Origin of the sequence: Citrobacter sp. Ce006, from assembly GCF_030336535.1 — a bacterium.
Taxonomy (GTDB): Bacteria; Pseudomonadota; Gammaproteobacteria; order Enterobacterales; family Enterobacteriaceae; genus Citrobacter; species Citrobacter europaeus.
This window is the reverse complement of the sequence record NZ_JAOWDO010000054.1, coordinates 150,459-174,751: the sequence shown is the minus strand read 5'-3', so window position 1 is coordinate 174,751 and position 24,293 is coordinate 150,459. Positions and strand designations below refer to the sequence as shown.

Genomic DNA, 24,293 nt, shown 5'->3' with positions numbered 1-24,293 from the left:
CGAATAATGGGAGCGTAAAATATCCCCATCGTTTATCTGGCACCTCAGGTGCGAATACAGAGGAAATCTACAATGAGTAAATGCAGTGCTGATGAAACCCCGGTTTGCTGCTGTATGGATGTTGGCACCATCATGGACAACTCCGATTGCACCGCGTCATACAGCCGTGTGTTCGCGAATCGCGCAGAGGCAGAAGAAACGCTGGCTGCTCTGACGGAAAAGGCGCGTGGCGTGGAATCTGAGCCTTGCCAAATCACCTCGACCTTTACTGAAGTGTCTGAAGGTGTGCGTCTGGATATCGACTTTGTTTTTGCCTGTGAAGCTGAAACGCTGATTTTCCAGTTGGGCCTGCGTTAATCCCTTCAAAAAATGCCCTTGCTGCCTGGTAGCAAGGGCTTTTTCGTAACTGTCAGTGATTATTCACTGTGTCTTAGCTCCCACTTTCTTTTCTCTCCGCTTGGCTAAATGTAAAAAATTGGTTAAGACTGTGATCAGGTCAGACCACTTATTTTATTTTTTACAGGGGAGTGTTATGAGTCAGGCTTTACCGCTGGTTACCCGCCAGGGCGATCGCATCGCCATCGTAAGCGGATTGCGTACGCCATTTGCCCGTCAGGCAACCGCATTTCATGGCATTCCCGCCGTAGATTTGGGGAAAATGGTTGTTGGCGAACTGTTGGCGCGCAGCGAAATACCCGCAGATGTGATTGAACAACTGGTTTTTGGCCAGGTGGTGCAAATGCCTGAAGCCCCCAATATTGCTCGTGAAATTGTGCTGGGGACCGGGATGAATGTGCACACGGATGCCTACAGCGTAAGCCGGGCCTGTGCCACCAGCTTTCAGGCAGTGGCGAATGTCGCGGAAAGCCTGATGGCGGGGACGATTCGCGCAGGAATTGCCGGCGGTGCGGACTCGTCGTCAGTTCTGCCGATTGGCGTCAGCAAAAAGCTGGCGCGGGTGCTGGTGGATGTCAATAAGGCCCGGACCACCGGTCAGCGTCTTAAACTTTTCTCCCGACTGCGCTTACGTGACCTGATGCCTGTGCCGCCAGCCGTCGCTGAGTATTCTACCGGTTTACGCATGGGGGATACGGCCGAGCAAATGGCCAAAACTTATGGTATTACGCGAGAGCAACAGGATGCCCTGGCGCATCGTTCTCATCAGCGTGCCGCTCAGGCGTGGGCTGAAGGAAAACTGGCAGATGAGGTGATGACGACCTACGCACCGCCGTTTAAAGATCCTTTTGCAGAAGATAACAATATTCGCGGCAACTCTACGCTGGCCGATTACGCAAAATTGCGTCCGGCCTTTGACCGCAAGCATGGCACAGTGACCGCGGCGAACAGTACCCCGCTAACTGACGGCGCAGCCGCCGTGATTATGATGACGGAGTCGCGCGCGAAAGAGCTGGGACTGGTGCCGCTGGGATACTTGCGTAGTTTTGCCTTTACCGCCATTGATGTCTGGCAGGACATGCTGCTGGGACCGGCGTGGTCAACGCCGCTTGTTCTGGAAAGAGCGGGTCTGACGATGGCAGATTTAACCCTGATCGATATGCATGAAGCCTTTGCCGCACAAACGCTGGCGAATCTTCAACTGCTGGGCAGCGAACGTTTCGCCCGCGACGTGCTGGGCAGGGCGCATGCCACTGGCGAGGTTGATGACAGCAAATTTAACGTGCTGGGCGGATCGATTGCCTATGGACATCCTTTTGCGGCGACCGGCGCGCGGATGATCACCCAAACCCTCCATGAGTTACGACGTCGTGGCGGCGGTTTTGGTTTAGTGACAGCCTGTGCTGCAGGTGGTTTGGGTGCGGCAATGGTTCTGGAGGCGGAATAATGGAAATGACATCGGCTTTTACGCTAAACGTACGTCTGGATAACGTTGCTGTTGTCACCATTGATGTGCCCGGAGAAAAAATGAATACCCTGAAGGCGGAGTTTGCTTCTCAGGTGCGGGCCATTCTGAAACAAATTCGCGATAACAAAGCATTGCGTGGCGTAGTGTTCATTTCGGCTAAACCCGATAACTTCATCGCCGGGGCGGATATCAACATGATCGGTAGCTGTCGCAGCGCACAGGAAGCCGAAACGCTGGCCCGTCAGGGGCAGCAGATTATGGCGGAAATTAATGCCTTGCCGATCCCGGTTATCGCCGCGATTCATGGCGCATGCCTCGGCGGTGGCCTGGAAATGGCGCTGGCGTGCCATAACCGTATTTGTACCGATGATGCTAAAACCGTACTGGGTTTGCCGGAAGTGCAGCTTGGTCTGCTGCCTGGCTCCGGCGGTACGCAGCGGCTGCCCCGTCTGATTGGCGTCAGTACCGCGCTGGATATGATCCTCTCCGGAAAACAATTACGCGCAAAACAGGCGCTGAAAGTTGGCTTAGTGGACGAAGTTGTACCGCATACCATTTTACTGGAAGCCGCCGTGGAACTGGCTAAAAAGGACAGTTCCGCTCATCGAACTCTGCCGGTGCGAGAGCGTGTGTTAGCGGGGCCGCTGGGGCGGGCGCTGTTATTCCGCATGGCCAGTAAAAAGACGGCGCAAAAAACGCAAGGTAACTACCCTGCAACAGAACGTATCCTTGAGGTCATCGAAACCGGTCTGGCGCAAGGTAGCAGCAGCGGTTACGACGCAGAAGCCCGCGCGTTTGGTGAACTGGCGATGACATCTCAGTCTCAATCGCTGCGGCACATCTTTTTTGCCAACACCGATGTGAAAAAGGATCCGGGAAGTGATGCGAAACCCGGCCCGCTTAACAGCGTAGGCATTTTGGGCGGTGGTCTGATGGGCGGCGGTATTGCTTACGTGACGGCCTGTAAAGGCGGCGTACCGGTGCGTATCAAAGACATAAACGCTAAGGGAATCAACCACGCGCTGAAGTACAGCTGGGAACAGCTTGAAACGAAGGTTCGCCGCCGTCATATCAAAGGCAGCGAGCGTGATAAACAGTTGGCGCTGATTTCGGGATCAACCGACTACCGTGGCTTTGCGCATCGCGACCTGATTATTGAAGCCGTTTTTGAAGATCTGGCCTTAAAACAACAGATGGTGGCAGAAGTTGAGCAGAATTGCGCATCTCATACCATTTTTGCCTCAAACACCTCTTCTTTGCCGATTGGCGATATTGCAGCGAACGCTGCCAGGCCTGAACAAGTCATTGGTTTACACTTCTTTAGCCCGGTGGAAAAGATGCCGCTGGTCGAGGTTATCCCGCATGCCACGACCTCTGAGCAGACCATTGCGACAACCGTTAAGCTGGCGAAAAAACAGGGTAAAACACCGATAGTGGTCAGGGATAAGGCTGGATTTTATGTTAACCGCATTTTAGCGCCTTACATCAACGAAGCTATACGTATGCTAACCGAAGGCGAGCGGGTTGAAACCATTGACGCCGCGCTGGTTAAGTTTGGTTTTCCGGTCGGGCCAATCCAACTTTTGGATGAGGTCGGAATTGATACGGGCACTAAAATTATACCAGTGCTTGAGGCTGCATATGGAGAACGTTTTAGCGCGCCTGCAAATGTTGTTGCTTCAATTTTGAATGACGATCGCAAAGGTAGAAAAAATGGTCGGGGTTTCTATCTTTATGGAGTGAAAGGGCGTAAAAGCAAAAAACAGGTCGACCCTGCAATTTATACGCTTATTGGCGTCCAGGGTCAGGGCCGGCTTACCGCCGTGCAGATAGCTGAGCGGTGCGTCATGTTAATGCTCAATGAAGCAGCACGCTGTTTCGACGAGAAGATAGTCCGCAGCGCGCGTGATGGCGACATCGGCGCTGTATTTGGTATTGGTTTTCCGCCATTCCTCGGCGGCCCGTTCCGGTATATGGATTCTCTCGGCGCGGGTGAAGTGGTTGCGACTCTGCAACGGCTGACCACGCAATACGGCTCGCGGTTTACACCGTGTGAGCAGTTATTGCAGATGGCGGAACGCGGTGAAAAATTCTGGAATACTGGGGAAACTGACCTGAATTCATGAGGTCAAACGTAGGATGAATCCGCACTGAATGTATGGGTCTCGCTCAAAATGTAAACAGAGATTGACTATACTTACGTCGTTGAGGTAAAAAACAGCGTTTCATTCGGTGAATGGATAAGGCACAATGCCGGCCACCACATCGTTACCACGGTCAATAGGGGCTGTGGATAAAGGTGTCGGTGATTCTGGTTAACAAAAGCGGTGCAATATGCAAGTTTTTATCATGCGTCACGGCGACGCAGCCCTCGATGCCGCCAGTGATTCGGTTCGTCCCTTAACCTCTTGTGGTTGTGACGAATCTCGCCTGATGGCGAACTGGCTGAAAGGTCAAAAAGTGGATATCGAACGTGTTCTGGTGAGCCCGTTCCTACGAGCCGAACAAACGCTGGATGTGGTGGGGGAGTGTATGAACCTGCCAACCGGTGTGGATGTTTTGCCGGAGTTGACTCCCTGCGGCGATGTCGGTCTGGTCAGCGCCTATTTACAGGCTCTGGCCAATGAAGGTATCGCCACGGCACTGGTAATCTCTCACTTGCCTTTAGTGGGATATCTGGTGTCTGAGCTTTGCCCGGGCGAAACACCGCCGATGTTTACCACATCAGCGATTGCCAGCGTTACGCTTGATGAGAGCGGGAAGGGGACTTTTAACTGGCAGATGAGCCCGTGTAACCTGAAAATGGCAAAAGCGATTTAAAAAGTCTGGAATCGGATAAGGCGCAGCCGTCATCCGAAAAATCAAAGAGCCGCAAATGCGGCTCTTTCTGTTTTTCTGCATCACGGAAGTTCAGGCGGCAGCCACTCTTCCACTTCAATCAGCACCAGCAGCGCGGCGTCACCACCGTACTCTTTCGGCGCCTGATGAAACGCCATCACGTGCGGATGCTGCGCCAGCCAGAGCGGCGTTTGCTGCTTAAGAATATGCTTTCCGTGGCCATGCATCACGCAGGCACAAAACACATGTTCGCGACGACAGGCGGCAATCAGCGCGCCTAACTCCTGCTTGGCCTGCTGCTGGGTCAGCCCATGCAGGTCGAGAAACAGCTCCGGAGAGTAATCGCCACGGCGCATTTTTTTCAGTTCGAAATGGCTCACGTCGGCACGCAGGTATCTTACCGGGCCGTCCGTATTCAGCAGCGGCTGAAACTCGTCCGAGAAATAGTGGCTGGCATCAGCCTGCTCTTGTAGCAGCCTTTTAACCGGAACCTCGGCAATTTTTTTACGTGGGGGGCGGTGAACAATGGTGTCCTGTTTAATTTTACGCGTACCGGTCATCAGCTGGCGAAACAGCGTCTGATCCTCCTCGCTGAGCGATGTTTTCTTTTTCATTCGAGAGTCTCAACTTTTATTTTCCGCTAGTTTAACCCGACTCGGCGGGCATCCGATCGCTTAAAACGCAATTTTCGCTCTCAGGCCCTGTGTGAATGCTGATTTATCGCCGTCTTCGTGGCAAACTAGCCGCCGAATTTAATACGAGCATGCCCTGGAGGAATACGTGGATAAAATTTTCGTCGATGAAGCAGTGAGTGAACTGCATACCATTCAGGACATGTTGCGTTGGGCGGTCAGCCGTTTTAGCGCGGCGAACATCTGGTATGGCCATGGCACGGATAACCCATGGGACGAAGCTGTACAGCTGGTGCTGCCGTCACTTTATCTGCCGCTGGATATTCCAGAAGATATGCGTACCGCGCGTCTGACTTCCAGCGAGCGCCATCGTATTGTTGAACGCGTGATTCGCCGCGTCAATGAGCGCATTCCCGTTGCTTATCTGACCAACAAAGCCTGGTTCTGCGGGCATGAGTTTTATGTAGATGAACGCGTGCTGGTTCCGCGTTCACCAATTGGCGAACTTATTAATAATCGCTTTGCGGGTCTTATCAATGAGCAGCCGCAGCATATCCTCGATATGTGTACCGGCAGCGGCTGTATTGCCATTGCCTGCGCCTATGCGTTCCCGGAAGCCGAAGTCGATGCGGTGGACATTTCCACGGACGCGCTCGCGGTGACCGAACACAACATTGAAGAGCACGGCCTGATCCATCACGTAACGCCGATCCGCTCCGATCTGTTCCGCGACCTGCTGAAAGTCCAGTATGACCTGATTGTGACCAACCCACCGTATGTCGATGCGGAAGATATGTCAGACCTGCCAAACGAATATCGCCACGAACCTGAGCTGGGTCTGGCGTCCGGCAGCGATGGGCTGAAACTGACCCGCCGCATTCTGGGGAACGCCCCGGACTACCTGTCAGATAACGGTATTCTGATTTGTGAAGTCGGAAACAGCATGGTACATCTGATAGAGCAGTATCCGGATGTACCGTTCACCTGGCTGGAGTTCGACAACGGCGGTGACGGCGTATTCATGCTGACCAAAGAGCAGTTAGTCGCTGCTCGCGAGCACTTCAGCATTTATAAAGACTAAATACACGCGCACATACACAACACTCATAACGGAGCCGTGATGGCAGGAAACACAATTGGGCAACTCTTTCGCGTAACCACTTTCGGCGAATCACACGGGCTGGCGCTCGGTTGTATTGTCGATGGTGTTCCGCCGGGCATTTCTCTGACAGAAGCTGACCTGCAGCACGATCTCGACAGACGCCGTCCGGGCACATCGCGCTACACTACGCAGCGTCGTGAGCCGGATCAGGTGAAAATCCTCTCCGGCGTGTTCGAGGGCGTTACCACCGGCACCAGCATTGGGCTGTTGATTGAAAATACCGATCAGCGTTCACAGGATTACGGCGCGATTAAGGACGTTTTTCGTCCAGGACACGCCGACTATACCTATGAGCAGAAATATGGCCTGCGCGACTACCGTGGTGGCGGACGCTCATCCGCGCGTGAAACGGCGATGCGCGTGGCGGCCGGAGCTATTGCCAAAAAGTATCTGGCAGAAAAATTCGGCGTTGAAATTCGCGGCTGCCTGACGCAGATGGGTGATATTCCGCTGGAGATCAAAGACTGGTCTCAGGTGGAACTTAACCCGTTCTTTTGTCCGGACCCGGATAAACTCGACGCGCTGGACGAACTGATGCGTGGGCTGAAGAAAGAGGGTGACTCCATCGGAGCGAAGGTGACCGTTGTTGCAAGCGGCGTTCCTGCGGGTCTCGGCGAACCGGTATTCGACCGCCTGGATGCCGACATCGCCCATGCGCTAATGAGCATTAACGCCGTTAAGGGCGTTGAGATTGGCGACGGATTTGACGTTGTTGCGCTGCGCGGTAGCCAGAACCGAGATGAAATCACCAAAGAAGGTTTCCAGAGTAACCATGCGGGCGGCATTCTGGGTGGGATCAGCAGCGGGCAACAAATCATTGCTCATATGGCGCTGAAACCGACGTCCAGTATTACCGTTCCAGGTCGTACCATTAACCGCTTCGGTGAAGAAGTCGACATGATCACTAAAGGTCGTCACGATCCATGTGTTGGGATCCGCGCTGTGCCGATCGCCGAGGCGATGCTGGCGATCGTATTGATGGATCACCTGCTGCGTCAGCGGGCGCAGAATGCGGACGTGAAGACCGATATTCCACGCTGGTAAGAGATGAAAAAAACGGCACTTGTGGCGCTGGCTCTGTTTGCCAGCACCGCCTGTCTGGCGGCGACGCCCTGGCAGAAAATTACCCATCCGGTTGCAGGTAGCGCGCAGTCTATCGGCGCGTTTTCCAATGGCTGCATTGTTGGTGCAGATACGCTGCCTGTACAGTCAGAACACTATCAGGTGATGCGCACCGATCAGCGTCGTTACTTTGGTCATCCGGACCTGGTGATGTTTATCCAGCGTCTGAGTAATCAGGCTAATAATCTGGGGCTGGGCACGGTGTTAATCGGCGATATGGGCATGCCAGCCGGTGGGCGGTTCAATGGCGGTCACGCCAGCCACCAGACGGGACTGGATGTCGATATTTTCCTGCAACTGCCAAAAACGCGCTGGACCCAGTCGCAACTGCTGCGACCGCAGGCGTTAGATTTGGTCTCACAGGACGGTAAACGTGTCGTGCCGTCACTGTGGAAGCCGGAGATTTTCAGCCTGATAAGGCTGGCGGCAAAAGATAATGAAGTCACGCGTATTTTTGTGAACCCGGCGATTAAGCAGCAACTTTGTCTGGATGCGGGTACCGACAGGGACTGGTTGCGTAAAGTGCGGCCATGGTTCCAGCATCGTGCGCATATGCATGTACGGTTACGTTGTCCTGCCGACAGTCTTGAGTGCGAAGATCAACCGTTACCGCCACCGGGTGACGGCTGTGGCGCGGAGCTGCAAAGCTGGTTCGAACCTCCAAAACCTGGAACCACCAAGCCTGAGAAGAAGACACCGCCCCCGTTGCCGCCTTCCTGCCAGGCGCTACTGGACGAGCATGTACTCTAATGGATCATTTTGCCTCTGTGTTTATGGTGTCGCCACTGCTGTTAGGCGTGCTTTTTTTCGTGGCGATGCTGGCAGGTTTTATTGATTCTCTGGCCGGAGGCGGTGGTTTACTCACCATCCCGGCATTGATGGCGGCCGGCATGCCACCCGCGCAAGCGCTGGCTACCAATAAGTTGCAGGCCTGTGGCGGATCTATCTCTTCTTCCCTCTATTTTATTCGTCGGGGCGTGGTTAACCTGGCGGATCAGAAGCTCAATATCTTCATGACGTTTATCGGGTCAATGAGCGGCGCGCTATTGGTTCAGCACGTGCAGTCAGATATTCTGCGCCAGATCCTGCCGGTTCTGGTTATCTGTATTGGCCTTTACTTTCTGTTAATGCCGAAAGTGGGCGAAGAAGATCGTCAGCGTCGATTGCACGGGTTGCCTTTCGCGCTGGTGGCCGGTGGCTGCGTTGGCTTTTACGATGGCTTTTTTGGTCCGGCGGCGGGATCGTTCTACGCGCTGGCCTTTGTCATGTTATGCGGCTATAACCTGGCGAAATCGACGGCCCACGCCAAAGTATTAAATGCCACATCGAATATCGGTGGGCTGTTGCTGTTTGCCCTCGGCGGCAAAGTGATTTGGGCGACCGGATTTGTGATGCTCATTGGCCAGTTTATTGGCGCACGGATGGGCTCGCGGCTGGTGCTCAGCAAAGGACAAAAACTCATACGGCCAATGATTGTTATTGTCTCCGCCGTGATGAGCGCCAAGCTACTTTATGATAATCATGGACAGGAGATTCTCCACTGGCTGGGGATGAACTAATGAATAATACCCATCACTATGAACAGTTAATTGAGATTTTTAACGGCTGCTTTGCCGATGAATTTAATACCCGTCTGATTAAAGGCGACGACGAACCGATCTATCTTCCTGCTGATGCGGAATTACCGTATCACCGTATCGTTTTTGCGCATGGTTATTATGCCAGCGCGCTACACGAAATCTCACACTGGTGCATCGCCGGTAAGGCCCGTCGTGAGCTGGTCGATTTTGGTTACTGGTACTGCCCTGATGGACGCGATGCGAAGACGCAATGCCAGTTTGAAGATGTGGAAGTGAAGCCGCAGGCGTTTGACTGGCTGTTTTGCATGGCGGCGGGATATCCGTTTAATGTCAGTTGCGACAACCTGGAAGGGGACTTTGAACCGGATCGCGTGGTATTCCAGCGCCGTGTTCATGCCCAGGTGATGGAGTATCTGGATAAGGGCATCCCCGAACGTCCGGCGCGCTTCATTAACGCGTTACAAAATTATTATCACACGCCTGAACTTAAGGCGGAACAATTCCCGTGGCCCGAAGCGCTCAACTGAAGCCGCTACCACGTTTACAATGAGGAAAGAAGATGATCGCGGAGTTTGAATCACGCATTCTGGCATTAATCGACGATATGGTAGAGCACGCCAGCGATGATGAGTTGTTTGCCAGTGGCTATTTGCGTGGGCACCTGACGCTGGCCGTGGCTGAACTGGACGCTGGCGAGGACCATTCCGCTGAGGCATTGTACGCCAATGTGACCAGCAGCCTGGCAAAAGCCATCAGCGCAGGCGAACTCTCGCCGCGTGACCAGGCGTTAGTGAAAGAGATGTGGGACATGTTGTTCCAGAAGGCGACAAAACAATAATTGCAGTGGATTGTGCCGGATGGCGACGCTAAGGCGTCTTATCCGGCCTACAAGGACGGGAGTTGTAGGCCTGATAAGCGCAGTGCATCAGGCAATGATGAGAGGGTATCTTATTTCACCGCTTTTCCCTTCAATAACTTCCTGACCCACAACCGATTCGGATTCAGCGCCGCCAGCGTGCTGGCATCCATAGGGATAGGTTCATCGCTCATTTGTGATGCCAGAATTTCTGCACATAGCGGGGCAGTACACAACCCGCGCGAGCCCAGCGCGCCCAGCATAAACAAATCGGAATACACCGGGGCGTTTACGGCGTGCGCTTTGTCTTCGGCAAGAGTGGCATACTGGCTGAGCGTGGCGTCATAGTCCGCGACGTTGCCGACCATCGGCATGTGATCGCGCGTGGCGCAGCGCACTCCACAGCGGGCGGCATTGCCACTAACGTCCACCTCTTTTGCCCACGCAGCGTTAGGCAAGCAGTCGATTAAGCGCTGACGATTTTGCTGCTGATCGTCCTCGCGATATGCGGTTTCCTCGCTCCCTCGATGATAGCTGGCGCCAATGCAGTGCTGCTGATTTTGCGGGTTATGCGGCGTGAGGTAGCCGTCATAGCACAGCACCTGACGCAACGCTGAAAGCGCAGGCGTGGTGGGAATATGACTCACCTGACCGCCCACGGAGTACACCGGGAGCGACTGCGTCTGCTCAATGCTGTTAATTCGATGACCGTTAGCCAGAACGACAGCTGCGTGAGTGGCGGTTTCACCACTGGCAAACTGCAATTGCCAGCTTGCCGTGTGGCGTGTCAGTGAGGTCAGCGTATGTTGATAGCGGGTGCGTAATCCCAGCGTTGCGGCATAGTCCAGTACGGCGGCGGTTAACTGCGCCGGGTATAACCATCCTCCGCTCGGATACTGAATCCCGCCGCATCCGGTTTCCACGCCTGTCGTTTGTAAAACCTGCTGAGCGTCAACCCCGATGGCGAGCGCATCGGGCAGTTCAAGGGACAGCATCTGCGCGATTTTTTGCTGGCTTTTCTCATCCCATGCCAGTTGCGTCACGCCGCACCAGTCATGCGCGAACTCAACGGGGAGGGCGTCATACAGTCGACGGGCGAAGGTAAACGCGGTGGGGAAAAACAGATTAATGGCCGCGTCATGCTTGCTGAGTAGCGGATAGAGCGCGCCCTGGCGATTGCCGGATGCGCCCCCGGCGGGTTTTTCGTCTGCGCAATACAGCGTGACCTGCCAGCCACGGCGCAGTAACGCCAGAGACAACAATGCGCTGGCAATCCCCCCGCCAATAATGGCGGCTTCACGTTTATCTGTTCCCGTACGTGCAAACCATGGCGCTGAGGAAGGGAGCGCCTGAGTCTGTTCCATTACGCCACAGAGCATTTCGCGCTTGCGGCCAAAGCCTTTGCATTTTTGCATTGTAAACCCGGCTTCCTGCAACCCCCGACGTACAAAGCCTGCCGATGTGAAGGTCGCTAATGTACCGCCGGGACGAGCCAGTCGGGCCATCGCGTTAAACAGTGTTGGCGTCCACATATCCGGGTTTTTTGCCGGCGCGAAACCGTCCAGGAACCAGGCGTCCACCTTTTGATTAAGAGAATCATCCAGTTTGCAGGTCAGCTCGTTAATATCGCCAAACCACAGATCCAGTGTGACACGCCCTTCATCAAGCAGCAGACGATGACATCCCGCCAGCGGCAGCGGCCATTGCTCTTGCAGCGCCGAGGCCCACGGCGCAAGTTCTGACCAGTGCTGGTGGGCTAAAGTAAGATCTTCACGCGTTAGCGGATATTTTTCGAAACTGATGAAATGTAATCTTTCCAGGGTAGCGTCAGGGTGAGTATCGCGAAACTCGGAAAATGCCTGCCAGAGCGTGAGGAAGTTAAGTCCGGTGCCAAACCCACTTTCTGCCACCACGAAGAGGGGGCGTGAATGTGACGGGAATCGCTGAGCGAGATGGTTACCGCCGAGAAAGACGTAACGTGTCTCTTCCAGCCCGTTATCATTAGAAAAATAGACATCGTCAAAATCTCGGGAAACAGGTGTACCCTCAGAGTTGAATTCAAGGTTGGCAGGTTGTATAGCGTATTGTTTCACGTAAGTTACTCGTCTGGCAGGCTGTGCCCCGATCTTAGCGATGAGTGCCTGGCTGCGCAAATTTCCACATAAATTGGCTGATCGGACTTGTTCGGCGTACAAGTGTACGCTATTGTGCCACTCGAAACTTTAAAATAGTGCGACTTACAGAGGTATTGAATGAAACGTGCAGTGATTACTGGCTTGGGCATCGTTTCCAGCATCGGTAATAACCAGCAGGAAGTCCTGGCATCTCTGCGTGAAGGACGTTCAGGGATCACTTTCTCTCAGGAGCTGAAGGACTCCGGCATGCGTAGCCACGTTTGGGGCAACGTAAAACTGGATACCACTGGCCTCATTGACCGCAAAGTAGTGCGCTTCATGAGCGACGCATCCATTTATGCATTCCTTTCAATGGAGCAGGCTGTGGCTGATGCTGGCCTTGCTGCAGAAGATTACCAGAATAATCCGCGCGTTGGCCTGATTGCAGGTTCCGGCGGCGGCTCCCCACGTTTTCAGGTATTCGGCGCTGACGCAATGCGTAGCCCGCGTGGCCTGAAAGCGGTTGGCCCGTATGTGGTCACCAAAGCGATGGCGTCCGGCGTTTCAGCCTGCCTCGCAACGCCGTTCAAAATCCACGGCGTAAACTACTCCATCAGCTCTGCCTGTGCGACATCTGCGCACTGCATCGGCAATGCGGTAGAACAAATTCAATTGGGCAAACAAGACATCGTTTTTGCTGGCGGCGGCGAAGAGCTGTGCTGGGAAATGGCGTGTGAATTCGACGCAATGGGCGCGCTGTCTACCAAATATAACGACGATCCATCCAAAGCTTCCCGTACCTATGACGCAAACCGTGATGGTTTCGTTATTGCAGGCGGCGGCGGTATGGTTGTCGTCGAAGAACTGGAACATGCTCTGGCCCGTGGCGCGCATATCTATGCGGAAATCGTCGGTTACGGCGCAACGTCCGATGGTGCTGACATGGTTGCTCCGTCTGGCGAAGGCGCAGTACGTTGCATGCAGATGGCGATGCACGGCGTAGACACGCCGATCGACTACCTGAACTCCCACGGTACCTCTACTCCGGTAGGCGACGTGAAAGAGCTTGGCGCAATTCGTGAAGTGTTTGGCGACAACAGCCCGGCAATCTCTGCGACCAAAGCGATGACCGGTCACTCCCTGGGCGCGGCTGGCGTACAGGAAGCTATCTACTCTCTGCTGATGCTGGAACACGGCTTTATCGCGCCAAGCATCAACATTGAAGAGCTGGATGAGCAGGCGGCAGGTCTGAACATCGTGACCAAACCGACCGAGCAGGCGCTGACCACCGTGATGTCCAACAGCTTCGGCTTTGGCGGCACCAACGCAACGCTGGTCATGCGTAAGCTGTAAGTGTAAGTCTACAAAATGAGATGCAAAGGGGAGCCTGATGGCTCCCTTTTTTATTTTTTCATCTTTTCGTACTCCGGTGCGATCTCCGCAGACCATGCCCTGGCTTGCGCAATATCACCGGCGCTGTAGATTGGCTGTTCAAATTGATTGCCCAGATCCCGCACGCGATAAATTTTCCAGCGACCCTCTTCCCAACGGGTATACACTTCCAACTGCATGGGCGCTTCGCCTGTCGGTCCACCTAATTGTACTTCCACCTTTTCGCCACCGAGAAAGGGCTGGGCCGCCCCAACCCGTAACAGTGGGATCCATTCAGGGGCGTAATCCTGCACGTACATAAAGTAGTCAGAATCCATTATTTCCTGCTCGTAAAAGCTGTCAATCAGCGTCAGACGGTTGATAACGTCTTTAGCCACATAGCGTTGCAATAATGTGGATGCATCATGAGGTGTATCCAGATCCTGGGTATAGATGTACATCCACGCGAGATAGAACTGTTTTACATCTTGTGTGCTGTCCCGATGAGGCGCAGAGCAGCCGCAAAGCACCAGGATGAGAGCAATAAGCGAAAATGCTTTCATTTCCGTGTCCCTAAAATATTCTGGCGAAACTGATCGTTGAGTGTCTTCCTGATTGACAACTTTTTCCTCATTGTTTGTGCTTTTCTTAGAGAGAATAACCATTTGTTTTGTGTGGTGTTCAGTGATTTCAAGGTTGACAAGTTTAGCCCCTCGCAGGCAGACTCCAGCTTCAACATTATCCTCTTGATAATGCGTAAGCGTTTAACGTTATCCAACGCACCTTAATCCTGATAGTCAGGTAGAGGGGGCGTGGGCATTCCTCGCCTTACTCTGCATTTTGGAGTAACGCATGACAGCTGTAACCCAACAAGAAAAAACACCTTCGGCGAACTTTTCGCTGTTTCGCATCGCTTTTGCGGTTTTCCTGACCTATATGACGGTCGGTTTACCTTTGCCCGTCATTCCTCTGTTTGTGCACCAGGAGCTCGGCTATGGCAATACCATGGTCGGTATCGCCGTAGGCGTACAGTTTCTGGCAACGGTATTAACGCGCGGCTACGCCGGGCGCCTGGCCGATCAATATGGCGCTAAACGTTCGGCGCTACAGGGGATGTTTGCCTGTGGGCTGGCGGGCGCGGCGTGGCTTTTAGCCGCGCTATTGCCTGTTTCTGTCCCCGTAAAATTTGCGTTGTTAATCGTCGGTCGTTTGATCCTCGGTTTTGGCGAAAGCCAGTTGCTCACCGGGACGCTGACCTGGGGACTTGGGCTGGTCGGGCCAACACGTTCGGGTAAGGTGATGTCGTGGAACGGGATGGCGATTTACGGTGCGCTGGCTGCCGGTGCGCCGTTGGGCCTGTTGATCCACAGCCACTTTGGTTTTGCGGCGCTGGCGGGGACGACGATGGTTTTACCGCTGCTGGCCTGGGCATTCAACGGCACCGTGCGCAAAGTGCCTGCTCATGCAGGAGAACGTCCTTCGTTATGGAGCGTGGTAGGGCTTATCTGGAAACCAGGCCTGGGCCTGGCGCTGCAGGGAGTTGGCTTTGCGGTGATCGGTACGTTTATTTCACTCTATTTTGTCAGCAACGGCTGGACGATGGCGGGGTTCACCCTGACCGCGTTTGGTGGGGCGTTTGTGCTGATGCGCATTCTGTTTGGCTGGATGCCAGACCGGTTCGGCGGCGTGAAGGTCGCCGTTGTCTCCTTGCTGGTGGAAACCGCAGGACTGATTCTGCTGTGGCAGGCCCCATCGGCCTGGATTGCGCTGCTCGGGGCGGCATTAACCGGGGCCGGGTGTTCGCTTATCTTCCCGGCATTGGGCGTCGAGGTCGTGAAGCGAGTGCCCGCGCAGGTTCGCGGTACAGCGCTGGGCGGTTATGCCGCGTTTCAGGATATCTCCTACGGCATAAGTGGTCCGGTCGCCGGGGTGCTGGCCACCGCATACGGTTATCCCTCGGTATTCCTTGCCGGGGCGATATCCGCCGTGGTGGGCATTATTGTGACGCTGCTAACGCTGCGTAAAGGTTAAGCGACCAGCCAGAAAATGGCTAACGCAATCATCAACGCAATAAACAGCAGTCCCGGTCGTGCCGACAGAGATTTAACCGTTTCAATCATCGGTGCGAACGGGCTGTAAATGGGCTGCAGATGACGCGGATCGCTGAGCTCGCGTTCTCGTTCCACGCGGCGCAGGAAGATTTGATTCAGCAAGTCCTGCACCTGCACCGTGGTCAGAATCGTTTGTGGTTGGATCTGATACGTCTGCTGCGCGTACTCTTTTATTGCCGTCAGCTCATTCGGCTCTAATGGCAGCTTTAGCGCCGCCTGGAGCGTTTGCAACGTCGGGGCGCTTTGCAGGCTGAGCGTCTGGCGCGCCTGCAGCCAGGTGACCAGATGCGTAAATTGTTTGGCGGGGATCAGCTCTCCGCTTTTTACGCCAGACAGCTCCAGCATCGACTGCCAGATCATCTTTCCGGATTCTCCCGTGGCCGCCGCCAGTTTGGTAACCAACTGGTTCAGCGTATTGTGCTCAGCGGGGAGCAACGGACGATCGGTGGCCGGGCGCTGCTGCGGTTGCGGTATCGAAAGTTGCCCTTGCTGCAGCAGCGTGAGCACGTTCTTCAACTGCTCAGGCGTGAGCTGGCTGAGCGCCGTTTGCCCATACTGCTGACGGATAAAATCACTTACCGCCTGGCGGTTATTTCCCTGACTCAGTAATTCAGTGAGCTGCGACAGCACCTGACGATTAGCATGATTTTGCTGAGCAACCCCCAGCCGTTGGTTAAGGTTTTGCTCAGCGGCAGGAAAGTGACGTGACTGCAACGGCGTATCACTTTTAACGCCCAGATCGTGCTTCATTCCGGCCCACACCTCGGCGCTTTGCTGTTGGGTGAGTGAAATCAGACGGGTAATCAGTCGCTCCAGCACGGTACGTTGTTGTGTGGATAACGGTTGTTCACCCGCCGCGGAAGGGGCATTTTGGCCTTCGCCGGGAGGGCGAGCGGGCGTACCTGAAATGGGCTGCATCATCTCTGTTCCTTAAATCTGTGCTGACCAGGTCTCGCAGTATGCCTGGCGGCGAGATTATGGCACACTTGCCCGGTTAACTCTCGTTCTCAAACAGGTGCGAAAGACGTGAAAATCCTCGTTGATGAAAATATGCCCTATGCCCGCGAACTGTTCAGTCGTTTGGGGGAGGTCAAAGCGGTTCCCGGTCGCCCGATTCCCGTTGCCGAACTGGATGATGCGGATGCCTTAATGGTGCGCTCGGTGACGAAAGTAAATGAATCACTGCTTAGCGGAAAACCGGTTAAATTTGTCGGTACGGCAACCGCAGGCACGGACCATGTGGATGAAGCCTGGCTTGCGCAGTCGAAGATCGGTTTTTCCGCCGCCCCCGGCTGTAACGCGATTGCGGTGGTTGAGTATGTCTTTTCCGCACTGCTGATGCTGGCGGAGCGTGACGGGTTTGCGCTACGCGATCGTACAGTGGGCATCGTGGGCGTGGGTAACGTGGGCGGACGTTTGCAGACGCGCCTGGAAGCGCTGGGGATCCGTACGCTGCTGTGCGATCCACCGCGAGCCGATCGCGGTGACGAAGGCAATTTCTGCTCGCTGGATGAAATGGTAGAGCAAGCCGATGTGCTGACTTTCCATACGCCGCTGTTCAAAGACGGACCGTACAAGACGTTGCACCTCGCGGATGACGCGCTGATTAGCCGACTGAAGCCGGGCACCATTCTGATCAACGCCTGCCGCGGGCCAGTTATCGACAATACGGCATTGCTGAACCGATTGAATGCCGGTCAGTCGCTGAGCGTCGTACTGGATGTCTGGGAAGGGGAGCCGGATCTCAATGTGGCATTGCTGGAGAAAGCCGATATCGGCACAGCGCACATTGCCGGGTACACCCTGGAAGGAAAAGCGCGTGGCACCACGCAGGTCTTTGAGGCCTATAGCAAGTTTATTGGTCGCGAACAGCACGTGGCGCTGAATACCCTGTTACCGGCGCCTGAATTTGGTCGTATCACTCTGCATGGCCCGTTAGATCAGCCAACGCTGAAAAGGCTGGCGCATTTAGTGTATGATGTGCGCCGCGATGATGCGCCGCTGCGTAAAGTCGCTGGAATTCCGGGTGAGTTTGATAAACTGCGTAAAAATTATCTTGAGCGCCGTGAATGGTCGTCTTTATACGTGATGTGTGACGACGCAACGGCTGCGGCCTTGCTGTGTAAGCTGGGTTTTAACGCGGTTCACCACCCGGCACATTAATGTCTTCTTAATGCTCCCTGTCGAATAATACGACAGGGACGCTTACGTATTTCTGGAGTAAATCACCATGTCTGAAGGCTGGAATATTGCCATTCTTGGCGCTACGGGCGCCGTAGGCGAAGCCCTGCTCGATACGCTGGCTGAACGCCAGTTCCCGGTCGGTGAAATTTATGCGCTGGCGCGTAATGAAAGCGCCGGCGAGCATCTGCGTTTTAACGGTAAATCGGTCATTGTGCAGGACGTTGCAGACTTTGACTGGACGCAGGCGCAGTTAGCATTTTTCGTTGCGGGCGCAGAAGCCACCGCCGCATGGGTCGAAGAAGCGACCAATGCCGGTTGTCTGGTTATCGACAGCAGTGGCCTGTTCGCGCTTGAGCCGGACGTTCCGCTGGTGGTTCCGGACGTTAACCCGTTCGTGCTGGCGGATTACCGCAACCGTAATGTGATTGCGGTCCCTGACAGCCTGACCAGCCAACTGCTGTCTGCGCTGAAGCCGCTGATTGATGACGGCGGTCTGTCACGTATTACGGTGACCAATATTATTTCGGCTTCCGCTCACGGTAAAAAAGCCGTCGATGCGTTGGCCGGACAGAGTGCGAAACTGCTTAACGGCATCCCGATTGACGAAGACGATTTCTTTGGCCGTCAGTTGGCGTTCAACATGCTGCCGCTGCTGCCAGATCGCGAAGGTAGCGTGCGGGAAGAGCGTCGTATTGTCGATGAAGTGCGCAAAATTATGCAGGACGACGGACTACTGATCTCCGCCAGCATCGTGCAGTCGCCCGTGTTTTATGGCCATGCGCAGATGGTGAATTTTGAAGCTCTGCGTCCGCTGGCGGCGGAAGAAGCACGTGATGCGTTTTCACGCGGTGAGGACGTGGTGTTGTCGGAAGAGACTGATTTCCCGACCCAGGTTGGCGATGCCTCGGGCACTCCGCACCTGTCAATTGGCTGTGTGCATAACGATTACGGTATGCCGGAGCAGGTTCAGTTCTGGTCTGTGGCAGACAACGTACGCTTCGGCGGCGCGTTGATGGCGGTGAAAATTGCGGAAAAACTGGTACAGGAGTACCTGTACTAATGTCTGACCAGCAACAGCCTGCAACCCATAAAATTGCGCTGGGTATTGAGTATGACGGCAGCAAATATTATGGCTGGCAGCGCCAGAACGAAGTGCGTAGCGTTCAGGAAAAACTGGAAAAAGCGCTCTCTCAGGTGGCGAATGAGCGTATCAATGTCTTTTGTGCCGGACGCACGGATGCAGGTGTTCATGGCACGGGGCAGGTTGTGCACTTTGAAACGACCGCCCTGCGTAAAGATGCGGCCTGGACACTGGGGGTAAATGCGAATTTACCTGGTGACATCGCTGTACGCTGGGTGAAAGCTGTACCCGATGATTTTCATGCCCGTTTTAGCGCCACGGCTCGCCGTTATCGCTACATCATCTACAATCATCGGTTGCGCCCTGCGGTTTTGGGTAAAGGGGTAACCCATTACTATGAACCGCTGGACGCTGAGCGTATGCATCGTGCGGCCCAGTGTCTGATTGGCGAAAATGATTTTACCTCGTTTCGGGCGGTGCAGTGTCAGTCGCGCACACCGTGGCGCAACGTGATGCACATTAACGTCGAACGTTTCGGTGCATATGTGGTGGTGGATATTAAAGCGAATGCCTTTGTACATCATATGGTCAGGAATATTGTCGGCAGCCTGATGGAAGTAGGCGCCCACAACCAGCCGGAGAGCTGGATAGCAGAACTGTTAGCGGCGAAGGACAGAACGCTGGCAGCGGCAACGGCGAAAGCGGAAGGGCTGTATCTGGTTGCGGTAGATTACCCGGAACGGTTCGACCTGCCAAAACCGCCTATGGGCCCGCTATTTCTGGCGGACTAATTTGAGTCGTATAAAGGCAAAACTATGGACCTGATTTACTTTCTTATCGATTTTATCTTGCACATTGATGTGCACCTGGCGGAGCTGGTTGCGGAATACGGTATCTGGGTATACGCGATTCTGTTTCTGATCCTGTTCTGCGAAACCGGACTGGTGGTAACGCCGTTCTTGCCGGGAGACTCGCTGTTGTTTGTCGCTGGTGCGCTTTCTGCGCTGCCAACTAACGATCTCAACGTTCATCTGATGGTGATGTTGATGATTGTGGCGGCGATTATCGGCGATGCGGTGAACTACACGATTGGCCGGTTGTTCGGTGAAAAACTTTTCAGTAACCCGAACTCTAAAATTTTCCGTCGCAGTTACCTGGATAAAACCCATGCGTTCTACGAGCGTCATGGCGGCAAAACGATTATCCTGGCGCGTTTCGTGCCTATCGTGCGTACATTCGCGCCGTTTGTTGCCGGGATGGGGCACATGTCCTACCGTCATTTTGCGATGTATAACGTCGCAGGCGCGCTGCTGTGGGTATTGCTGTTCACCTATGCAGGCTATCTGTTCGGCGATCTGCCGATCGTTCAGGAAAACCTGAAATTACTGATTGTGGCGATTATCGTCCTTTCCGTATTGCCGGGCGTAATTGAAGTGATTCGCCATAAACGTGCTGCGTCACGGGCTGCAAAATAGAAAGTAACTCAGCGGTTCGACCACTTTTTTATCCAAAGTTTCGGGCTGTTATGTTTTAATGTGCAACATTCATGGTCTGTTAGGGGCAAAAATGGCATTATGCGCCCCTTATAACAAAGCTGACTAGGGTTCAGGCAGAAAGGTCACCAATGAGCTGGATTGAACGAATTAAAAGCAACATTACTCCCACCCGCAAGGCAAGCATTCCTGAAGGGGTGTGGACCAAGTGTGATAGCTGCGGTCAGGTTTTATACCGTGCTGAGCTGGAACGTAATCTTGAGGTCTGTCCGAAGTGTGACCATCATATGCGCATGTCGGCGCGCAATCGCCTGCATAGCCTGTTAGATGAAGGTTCTCTTGTGGAACTGGGTAGCGAGCTTGAGCCGAAAGACGTGCTGAAGTTTCGTGACTCCAAAAAATACAAAGACAGACTGGCTTCTGCGCAGAAAGAAACCGGTGAGAAAGATGCGCTGGTGGTGATGAAAGGCACGCTCCACGGTATGCCGGTCGTTGCTGCTGCATTCGAGTTCGCGTTTATGGGCGGCTCCATGGGCTCTGTGGTCGGTGCGCGTTTTGTCCGCGCCGTTGAGCAGGCGCTGGAAGATAACTGTCCGCTGATCTGCTTCTCCGCTTCTGGCGGGGCGCGTATGCAGGAAGCGCTGATGTCTCTGATGCAGATGGCGAAAACCTCTGCCGCGCTGGCGAAAATGCAGGAACGCGGTTTACCGTATATTTCTGTACTGACCGACCCAACGATGGGCGGTGTTTCCGCGAGCTTCGCGATGCTGGGCGATCTCAACATTGCAGAACCGAAAGCACTGATCGGCTTCGCGGGTCCGCGTGTTATCGAGCAAACCGTACGTGAGAAACTGCCACCGGGATTCCAGCGCAGCGAGTTCCTGATTGAAAAAGGCGCTATCGATATGATCGTCCGCCGTCCGGAAATGCGCCTGAAACTGGCAAGCATTCTGGCGAAGCTGATGAATCTGCCTGCGCCGAATCCGGATGAGCCGCGTGAAGGCGAGGTGGTACCTCCGGTTCCCGAGCAGGAACCAGAGGCCTGATAGTTTACTCTATGGGTTTCGGGTTGCAGGCAGGCGATAAAAGCGTTGATCCCGATGAGCTTACACCGGTAAGTGATTCGGGAGAGCGAGTACAGCCAACGCATCTGCAACGTGAAAAACGACGTGTAAAAAAGGGCAGGCCGGTTGGCGCTGCCCTTTTGCTTTCCTCAACGTAAAGAATCTACAGCCATCATGGACAATAAACGTATTCCTCAAGCCGCGTCGCCCCTGGCATCGTGGCTTTCTTATCTGGAAAACCTGCACAGTAAAACCATCGATCTTGGCCTTGAACGCGTCAGTCAGGTGGCGCGCAAACTCGGTGTGTTGAAACCCGCGCCATTTGTTTTTACAGTGGCGGGAACCAACGGGAAAGGCACAACCTGCCGTACGCTGGAATCTGTGCTGACCGCAGCAGGTTATAAAGTTGGCGTTTACAGTTCACCCCATCTGGTGCGCTACACGGAACGCGTGCGCGTGCAGGGACGTGAACTGCCGGAATCCGCGCATACCGCCTCATTTGCTGAGATTGAAGACGCGCGTGGCGACATTTCTCTGACCTACTTTGAATACGGTACGTTATCAGCGCTCTGGCTGTTTAAACAGGCTCAACTGGATGTCGTCATTCTGGAAGTGGGGTTAGGCGGCCGCCTTGATGCGACCAATATCGTTGATGCCGATGTCGCTGTGGTGACCAGCATTGCACTTGACCATACTGACTGGCTGGGCCCGGATCGCGAAAGCATCGGTCGTGAGAAGGCGGGAATTTTCCGCGCAGAGAAACCGGCTATCGTCGGCGAACCGGAAATGCCTTACACCATCGCCGATGTCGCGCAAGAGAGCGGGGCGATTTTGCAACGCTGCGGCGTGGACTGGCGCTATGCGGTCACGGAGAATGACTGGTCGTTTACGGACGCTCATGGAACGTTGTCGCACCTGCCGTTGCCGCAGGTTCCACAACCTAACGCCGCTACCGCGCTGGCCGCGCTGCGCGTAAGCGGGCTTAACGTCAGCGAGCAGGCGATTCGTGAGGGTATCGAAAAAGCGATTTTACCGGGGCGTTTTCAGATTGTGAGCGAGTCGCCGCGGGTGATTTTTGATGTCGCCCATAACCCGCATGCGGCGGAGTATTTGACCGGACGTCTGAAAAAGTTAGTGAAAAGCGGGCGTGTACTTGCGGTTATCGGTATGCTACATGATAAAGATATTGCCGGTACGTTAGCCTGGTTAAAAAGCGTGGTTGACGCCTGGTACTGTGCGCCCCTGGAAGGGCCGCGTGGTGCAACGGCAGAACAACTGCTGGAGCACCTGGGCAAAGGCAACGCCTATGACAGCGTGGCGCAGGCATGGTCTGCAGCACTCGCTGAGGCGAAGCCAGAAGATACCGTGTTGGTGTGTGGATCGTTTCACACTGTCGCACATGTCATGGAAGTGATAGACGTGGGGAGAAGCGGTGGCGAGTAAGTTTCAGAATCGATTAGTCGGCACAATTGTGCTGGTCGCGCTGGGGGTGATTGTGCTCCCCGGGCTGCTTGACGGGCAGAAAAAGCATTATCAGGATGAGTTTGCGGCGATCCCTCTGGTGCCGAAACCCGGCGATCGCGATGAACCAGACATGATGCCTGCGGCAACGCAGGCGCTGCCGACCCAGCCGCCGGAAGGGGCGGCAGAAGAGGTGCGGGCGGGTGATGCTGCCGCGCCATCGTTGGATCCGTCACGTTTGACGACGGCAAACAGCGCGGAGTTAGATCCTGTCCCTGCGCCCGTAGAGCAGCCGAAGCCCAAACCGAAGCCGCAGCCTGTTGCCGTCGCTCCGACGCCTGCACCGACCCCAGCGCCTAAACCGGCTGTTGAGGAACCGCCAGCGCCGACTGGTAAAGCGTACGTTGTACAGCTTGGTGCGCTGAAAAATGCGGATAAGGTCAATGAGATCGTGGGTAAACTTCGTGGCGCGGGCTTCCGGGTATATACTTCCCCGTCGACGCCGGTGCAGGGTAAAATAACCCGTATTCTCGTAGGGCCTGACGCCTCCAAAGATAAGCTAAAGAACTCGCTGGGCGAGCTGCAGAAGATCTCTGGTCTGAGTGGCGTCGTGATGGGGTACACCCCTAATTAAGGGATTGCGCTGTTCTCGGCGCTGCTCTTATTCAGGCCGGATAGGGTGTTTTCACCGCTATCCGGCAGTGCCCGAAGAGGCATAAAACGGTATGGCGTTGAAGATTTTTTCAGCGCCATTTTTATTTACGCGTGGAAAGGAAATCCCTACGCAAACGTTTTCTTTTTCTGTTAGAATGCGCCCCGAACAGGACGACAGGGCGTAAAATCGTGGGACACTTATGGTCTGGATTGATTACGCCATTATCGCGGTGATTGGTTTTTCCTGTCTGGTTAGCCTGATCCGTGGCTTTGTTCGTGAAGCATTATCGTTGGTGACTTGGGGTTGTGCTTTCTTTGTCGCCAGCCATTACTACACTTACCTGTCTGTCTGGTTTACGGGCTTTGAAGACGAACTGGTTCGAAATGGGATTGCTATCGCGATACTGTTTATCGCGACACTTATCGTCGGCGCTATCGTTAACTTTGTGATAGGCCAACTGGTAGAGAAAACAGGTTTGTCGGGTACCGACAGGGTGTTGGGGATCTGCTTTGGTGCTCTGCGAGGAGCGCTGATCGTCGCCGCCATACTGTTCTTTCTCGATACCTTTACCGGTCTGTCGAAAAGTGAAGACTGGAGTAAGTCGCAGCTGATCCCGCAGTTCAGTTTCATCATCAGATGGTTCTTTGATTATCTGCAAAGCTCGTCAAGTTTCTTGCCCAAAGTATAAACTTTGGGTTGTTGCTG

General features: G+C 54.4%; 24 protein-coding genes. 20 read left to right on the top strand and 4 right to left on the bottom strand.

What is annotated here, in order from left to right; translation table 11 throughout:
- Nucleotides 1-72 precede the first annotated feature (72 nt).
- The 4 genes from OGV94_RS02420 (at nt 73) to sixA (ending at nt 4,684) form a co-directional block, all read left to right on the top strand.
- On the top strand, nt 73-357 hold the full coding sequence (locus OGV94_RS02420; RefSeq protein WP_003028186.1) for a YfcZ/YiiS family protein: 285 nt from the start codon (nt 73-75) through the stop codon (nt 355-357).
- 175 nt (nt 358-532) lie between these two features.
- The gene (gene fadI, locus OGV94_RS02415; RefSeq protein WP_286522517.1) at nt 533-1,843 is read left to right on the top strand and encodes an acetyl-CoA C-acyltransferase FadI; all 1,311 of its coding nucleotides are present in this window, start codon (nt 533-535) and stop codon (nt 1,841-1,843) included.
- Nucleotides 1,843-3,990 carry a fatty acid oxidation complex subunit alpha FadJ gene (gene fadJ, locus OGV94_RS02410; protein WP_286522515.1) on the top strand — a complete coding sequence of 716 codons (2,148 nt, stop codon included), beginning with the start codon at nt 1,843-1,845 and terminating at the stop codon, nt 3,988-3,990. Before fadI ends, fadJ begins: the two co-directional genes overlap by 1 nt.
- A 208-nt stretch (nt 3,991-4,198) precedes the next feature.
- On the top strand, nt 4,199-4,684 hold the full coding sequence (gene sixA, locus OGV94_RS02405; RefSeq protein ID WP_003028179.1) for a phosphohistidine phosphatase SixA: 486 nt from the start codon (nt 4,199-4,201) through the stop codon (nt 4,682-4,684).
- 80 nt (nt 4,685-4,764) lie between these two features.
- On the opposite strand, the gene smrB is transcribed toward sixA, so the two are convergent.
- The gene (gene smrB, locus OGV94_RS02400) at nt 4,765-5,316 is read right to left on the bottom strand and encodes an endonuclease SmrB (protein WP_003839296.1); all 552 of its coding nucleotides are present in this window, start codon (nt 5,314-5,316) and stop codon (nt 4,765-4,767) included.
- 166 nt (nt 5,317-5,482) lie between these two features.
- On the opposite strand from smrB, the gene prmB reads away from it, so the two are divergent.
- Genes prmB through OGV94_RS02370 form a run of 6 tightly spaced genes read left to right on the top strand, consistent with a single transcriptional unit; the run spans nt 5,483 to nt 10,036 of the window.
- Nucleotides 5,483-6,415: a 50S ribosomal protein L3 N(5)-glutamine methyltransferase gene (gene prmB, locus OGV94_RS02395; protein ID WP_003028173.1), complete on the top strand. Its 933-nt coding sequence runs from the start codon at nt 5,483-5,485 to the stop codon at nt 6,413-6,415.
- 39 nt (nt 6,416-6,454) lie between these two features.
- Nucleotides 6,455-7,540 carry a chorismate synthase gene (gene aroC, locus OGV94_RS02390; RefSeq protein ID WP_043017081.1) on the top strand — a complete coding sequence of 362 codons (1,086 nt, stop codon included), beginning with the start codon at nt 6,455-6,457 and terminating at the stop codon, nt 7,538-7,540.
- Between the two features lie 3 nt (nt 7,541-7,543).
- Entirely contained in the window at nt 7,544-8,368 is an 825-nt protein-coding gene (gene mepA, locus OGV94_RS02385; protein ID WP_043017080.1) for a penicillin-insensitive murein endopeptidase, read from the top strand.
- On the top strand, nt 8,368-9,177 hold the full coding sequence (locus OGV94_RS02380) for a sulfite exporter TauE/SafE family protein (protein ID WP_043017079.1): 810 nt from the start codon (nt 8,368-8,370) through the stop codon (nt 9,175-9,177). The genes mepA and OGV94_RS02380 overlap by 1 nt, the downstream gene beginning before the upstream one ends.
- Entirely contained in the window at nt 9,177-9,725 is a 549-nt protein-coding gene (locus tag OGV94_RS02375; RefSeq protein ID WP_005129723.1) for an elongation factor P hydroxylase, read from the top strand. Before OGV94_RS02380 ends, OGV94_RS02375 begins: the two co-directional genes overlap by 1 nt.
- A 32-nt stretch (nt 9,726-9,757) precedes the next feature.
- Nucleotides 9,758-10,036 (top strand): YfcL family protein, encoded by a 279-nt coding sequence (locus OGV94_RS02370; RefSeq protein ID WP_043017078.1) that lies wholly within the window; start codon nt 9,758-9,760, stop codon nt 10,034-10,036.
- Between the two features lie 110 nt (nt 10,037-10,146).
- On the opposite strand, the gene mnmC is transcribed toward OGV94_RS02370, so the two are convergent.
- Nucleotides 10,147-12,147 carry a bifunctional tRNA (5-methylaminomethyl-2-thiouridine)(34)-methyltransferase MnmC2/FAD-dependent 5-carboxymethylaminomethyl-2-thiouridine(34) oxidoreductase MnmC1 gene (mnmC, locus tag OGV94_RS02365; protein ID WP_286515735.1) on the bottom strand — a complete coding sequence of 667 codons (2,001 nt, stop codon included), beginning with the start codon at nt 12,145-12,147 and terminating at the stop codon, nt 10,147-10,149.
- Nucleotides 12,148-12,306: 159 nt separating this feature from the next.
- On the opposite strand from mnmC, the gene fabB reads away from it, so the two are divergent.
- Nucleotides 12,307-13,521: a beta-ketoacyl-ACP synthase I gene (gene fabB, locus OGV94_RS02360; protein WP_003028160.1), complete on the top strand. Its 1,215-nt coding sequence runs from the start codon at nt 12,307-12,309 to the stop codon at nt 13,519-13,521.
- Between the two features lie 50 nt (nt 13,522-13,571).
- Here fabB and OGV94_RS02355 read toward each other — a convergent pair whose 3' ends face one another.
- Nucleotides 13,572-14,102, bottom strand: a complete 531-nt coding sequence (locus tag OGV94_RS02355; protein WP_193145086.1) for a YqhG/Tai3 family protein — start codon at nt 14,100-14,102, stop codon at nt 13,572-13,574.
- A gap of 289 nt (nt 14,103-14,391) precedes the next feature.
- On the opposite strand from OGV94_RS02355, the gene OGV94_RS02350 reads away from it, so the two are divergent.
- Complete coding sequence (locus tag OGV94_RS02350) at nt 14,392-15,570, top strand: MFS transporter (protein WP_003834805.1); 1,179 nt, start codon at nt 14,392-14,394, stop codon at nt 15,568-15,570.
- Here the strand turns inward: OGV94_RS02350 and flk are convergent.
- A complete protein-coding gene (flk, locus tag OGV94_RS02345; protein WP_043017959.1) occupies nt 15,567-16,568 on the bottom strand; it encodes a flagella biosynthesis regulator Flk in 1,002 nt (333 codons plus the stop codon). The two genes, OGV94_RS02350 and flk, sit on opposite strands and share 4 nt — an antisense overlap.
- A 108-nt stretch (nt 16,569-16,676) precedes the next feature.
- On the opposite strand from flk, the gene pdxB reads away from it, so the two are divergent.
- The 8 genes from pdxB (at nt 16,677) to cvpA (ending at nt 24,276) form a co-directional block, all read left to right on the top strand.
- Nucleotides 16,677-17,813, top strand: coding sequence for a 4-phosphoerythronate dehydrogenase PdxB (gene pdxB / locus OGV94_RS02340; protein ID WP_087051287.1), 1,137 nt, complete (start codon nt 16,677-16,679; stop codon nt 17,811-17,813).
- A 67-nt stretch (nt 17,814-17,880) separates the two neighbouring features.
- Nucleotides 17,881-18,894 carry an aspartate-semialdehyde dehydrogenase gene (locus OGV94_RS02335; RefSeq protein WP_043017075.1) on the top strand — a complete coding sequence of 338 codons (1,014 nt, stop codon included), beginning with the start codon at nt 17,881-17,883 and terminating at the stop codon, nt 18,892-18,894.
- On the top strand, nt 18,894-19,706 hold the full coding sequence (gene truA, locus OGV94_RS02330; RefSeq protein WP_047409760.1) for a tRNA pseudouridine(38-40) synthase TruA: 813 nt from the start codon (nt 18,894-18,896) through the stop codon (nt 19,704-19,706). The genes OGV94_RS02335 and truA overlap by 1 nt, the downstream gene beginning before the upstream one ends.
- A gap of 24 nt (nt 19,707-19,730) precedes the next feature.
- Nucleotides 19,731-20,390, top strand: a complete 660-nt coding sequence (locus tag OGV94_RS02325) for a DedA family protein (protein ID WP_043017073.1) — start codon at nt 19,731-19,733, stop codon at nt 20,388-20,390.
- Nucleotides 20,391-20,539: 149 nt separating this feature from the next.
- Nucleotides 20,540-21,454, top strand: coding sequence for an acetyl-CoA carboxylase, carboxyltransferase subunit beta (accD, locus tag OGV94_RS02320; RefSeq protein ID WP_043017072.1), 915 nt, complete (start codon nt 20,540-20,542; stop codon nt 21,452-21,454).
- A 192-nt stretch (nt 21,455-21,646) separates the two neighbouring features.
- Nucleotides 21,647-22,915 (top strand): bifunctional tetrahydrofolate synthase/dihydrofolate synthase, encoded by a 1,269-nt coding sequence (gene folC / locus OGV94_RS02315; protein WP_172863218.1) that lies wholly within the window; start codon nt 21,647-21,649, stop codon nt 22,913-22,915.
- Entirely contained in the window at nt 22,905-23,567 is a 663-nt protein-coding gene (gene dedD / locus OGV94_RS02310) for a cell division protein DedD (RefSeq protein ID WP_043017070.1), read from the top strand. The genes folC and dedD overlap by 11 nt, the downstream gene beginning before the upstream one ends.
- A 220-nt stretch (nt 23,568-23,787) precedes the next feature.
- Nucleotides 23,788-24,276, top strand: a complete 489-nt coding sequence (gene cvpA, locus OGV94_RS02305) for a colicin V production protein (protein ID WP_005129678.1) — start codon at nt 23,788-23,790, stop codon at nt 24,274-24,276.
- Nucleotides 24,277-24,293 lie beyond the last annotated feature (17 nt).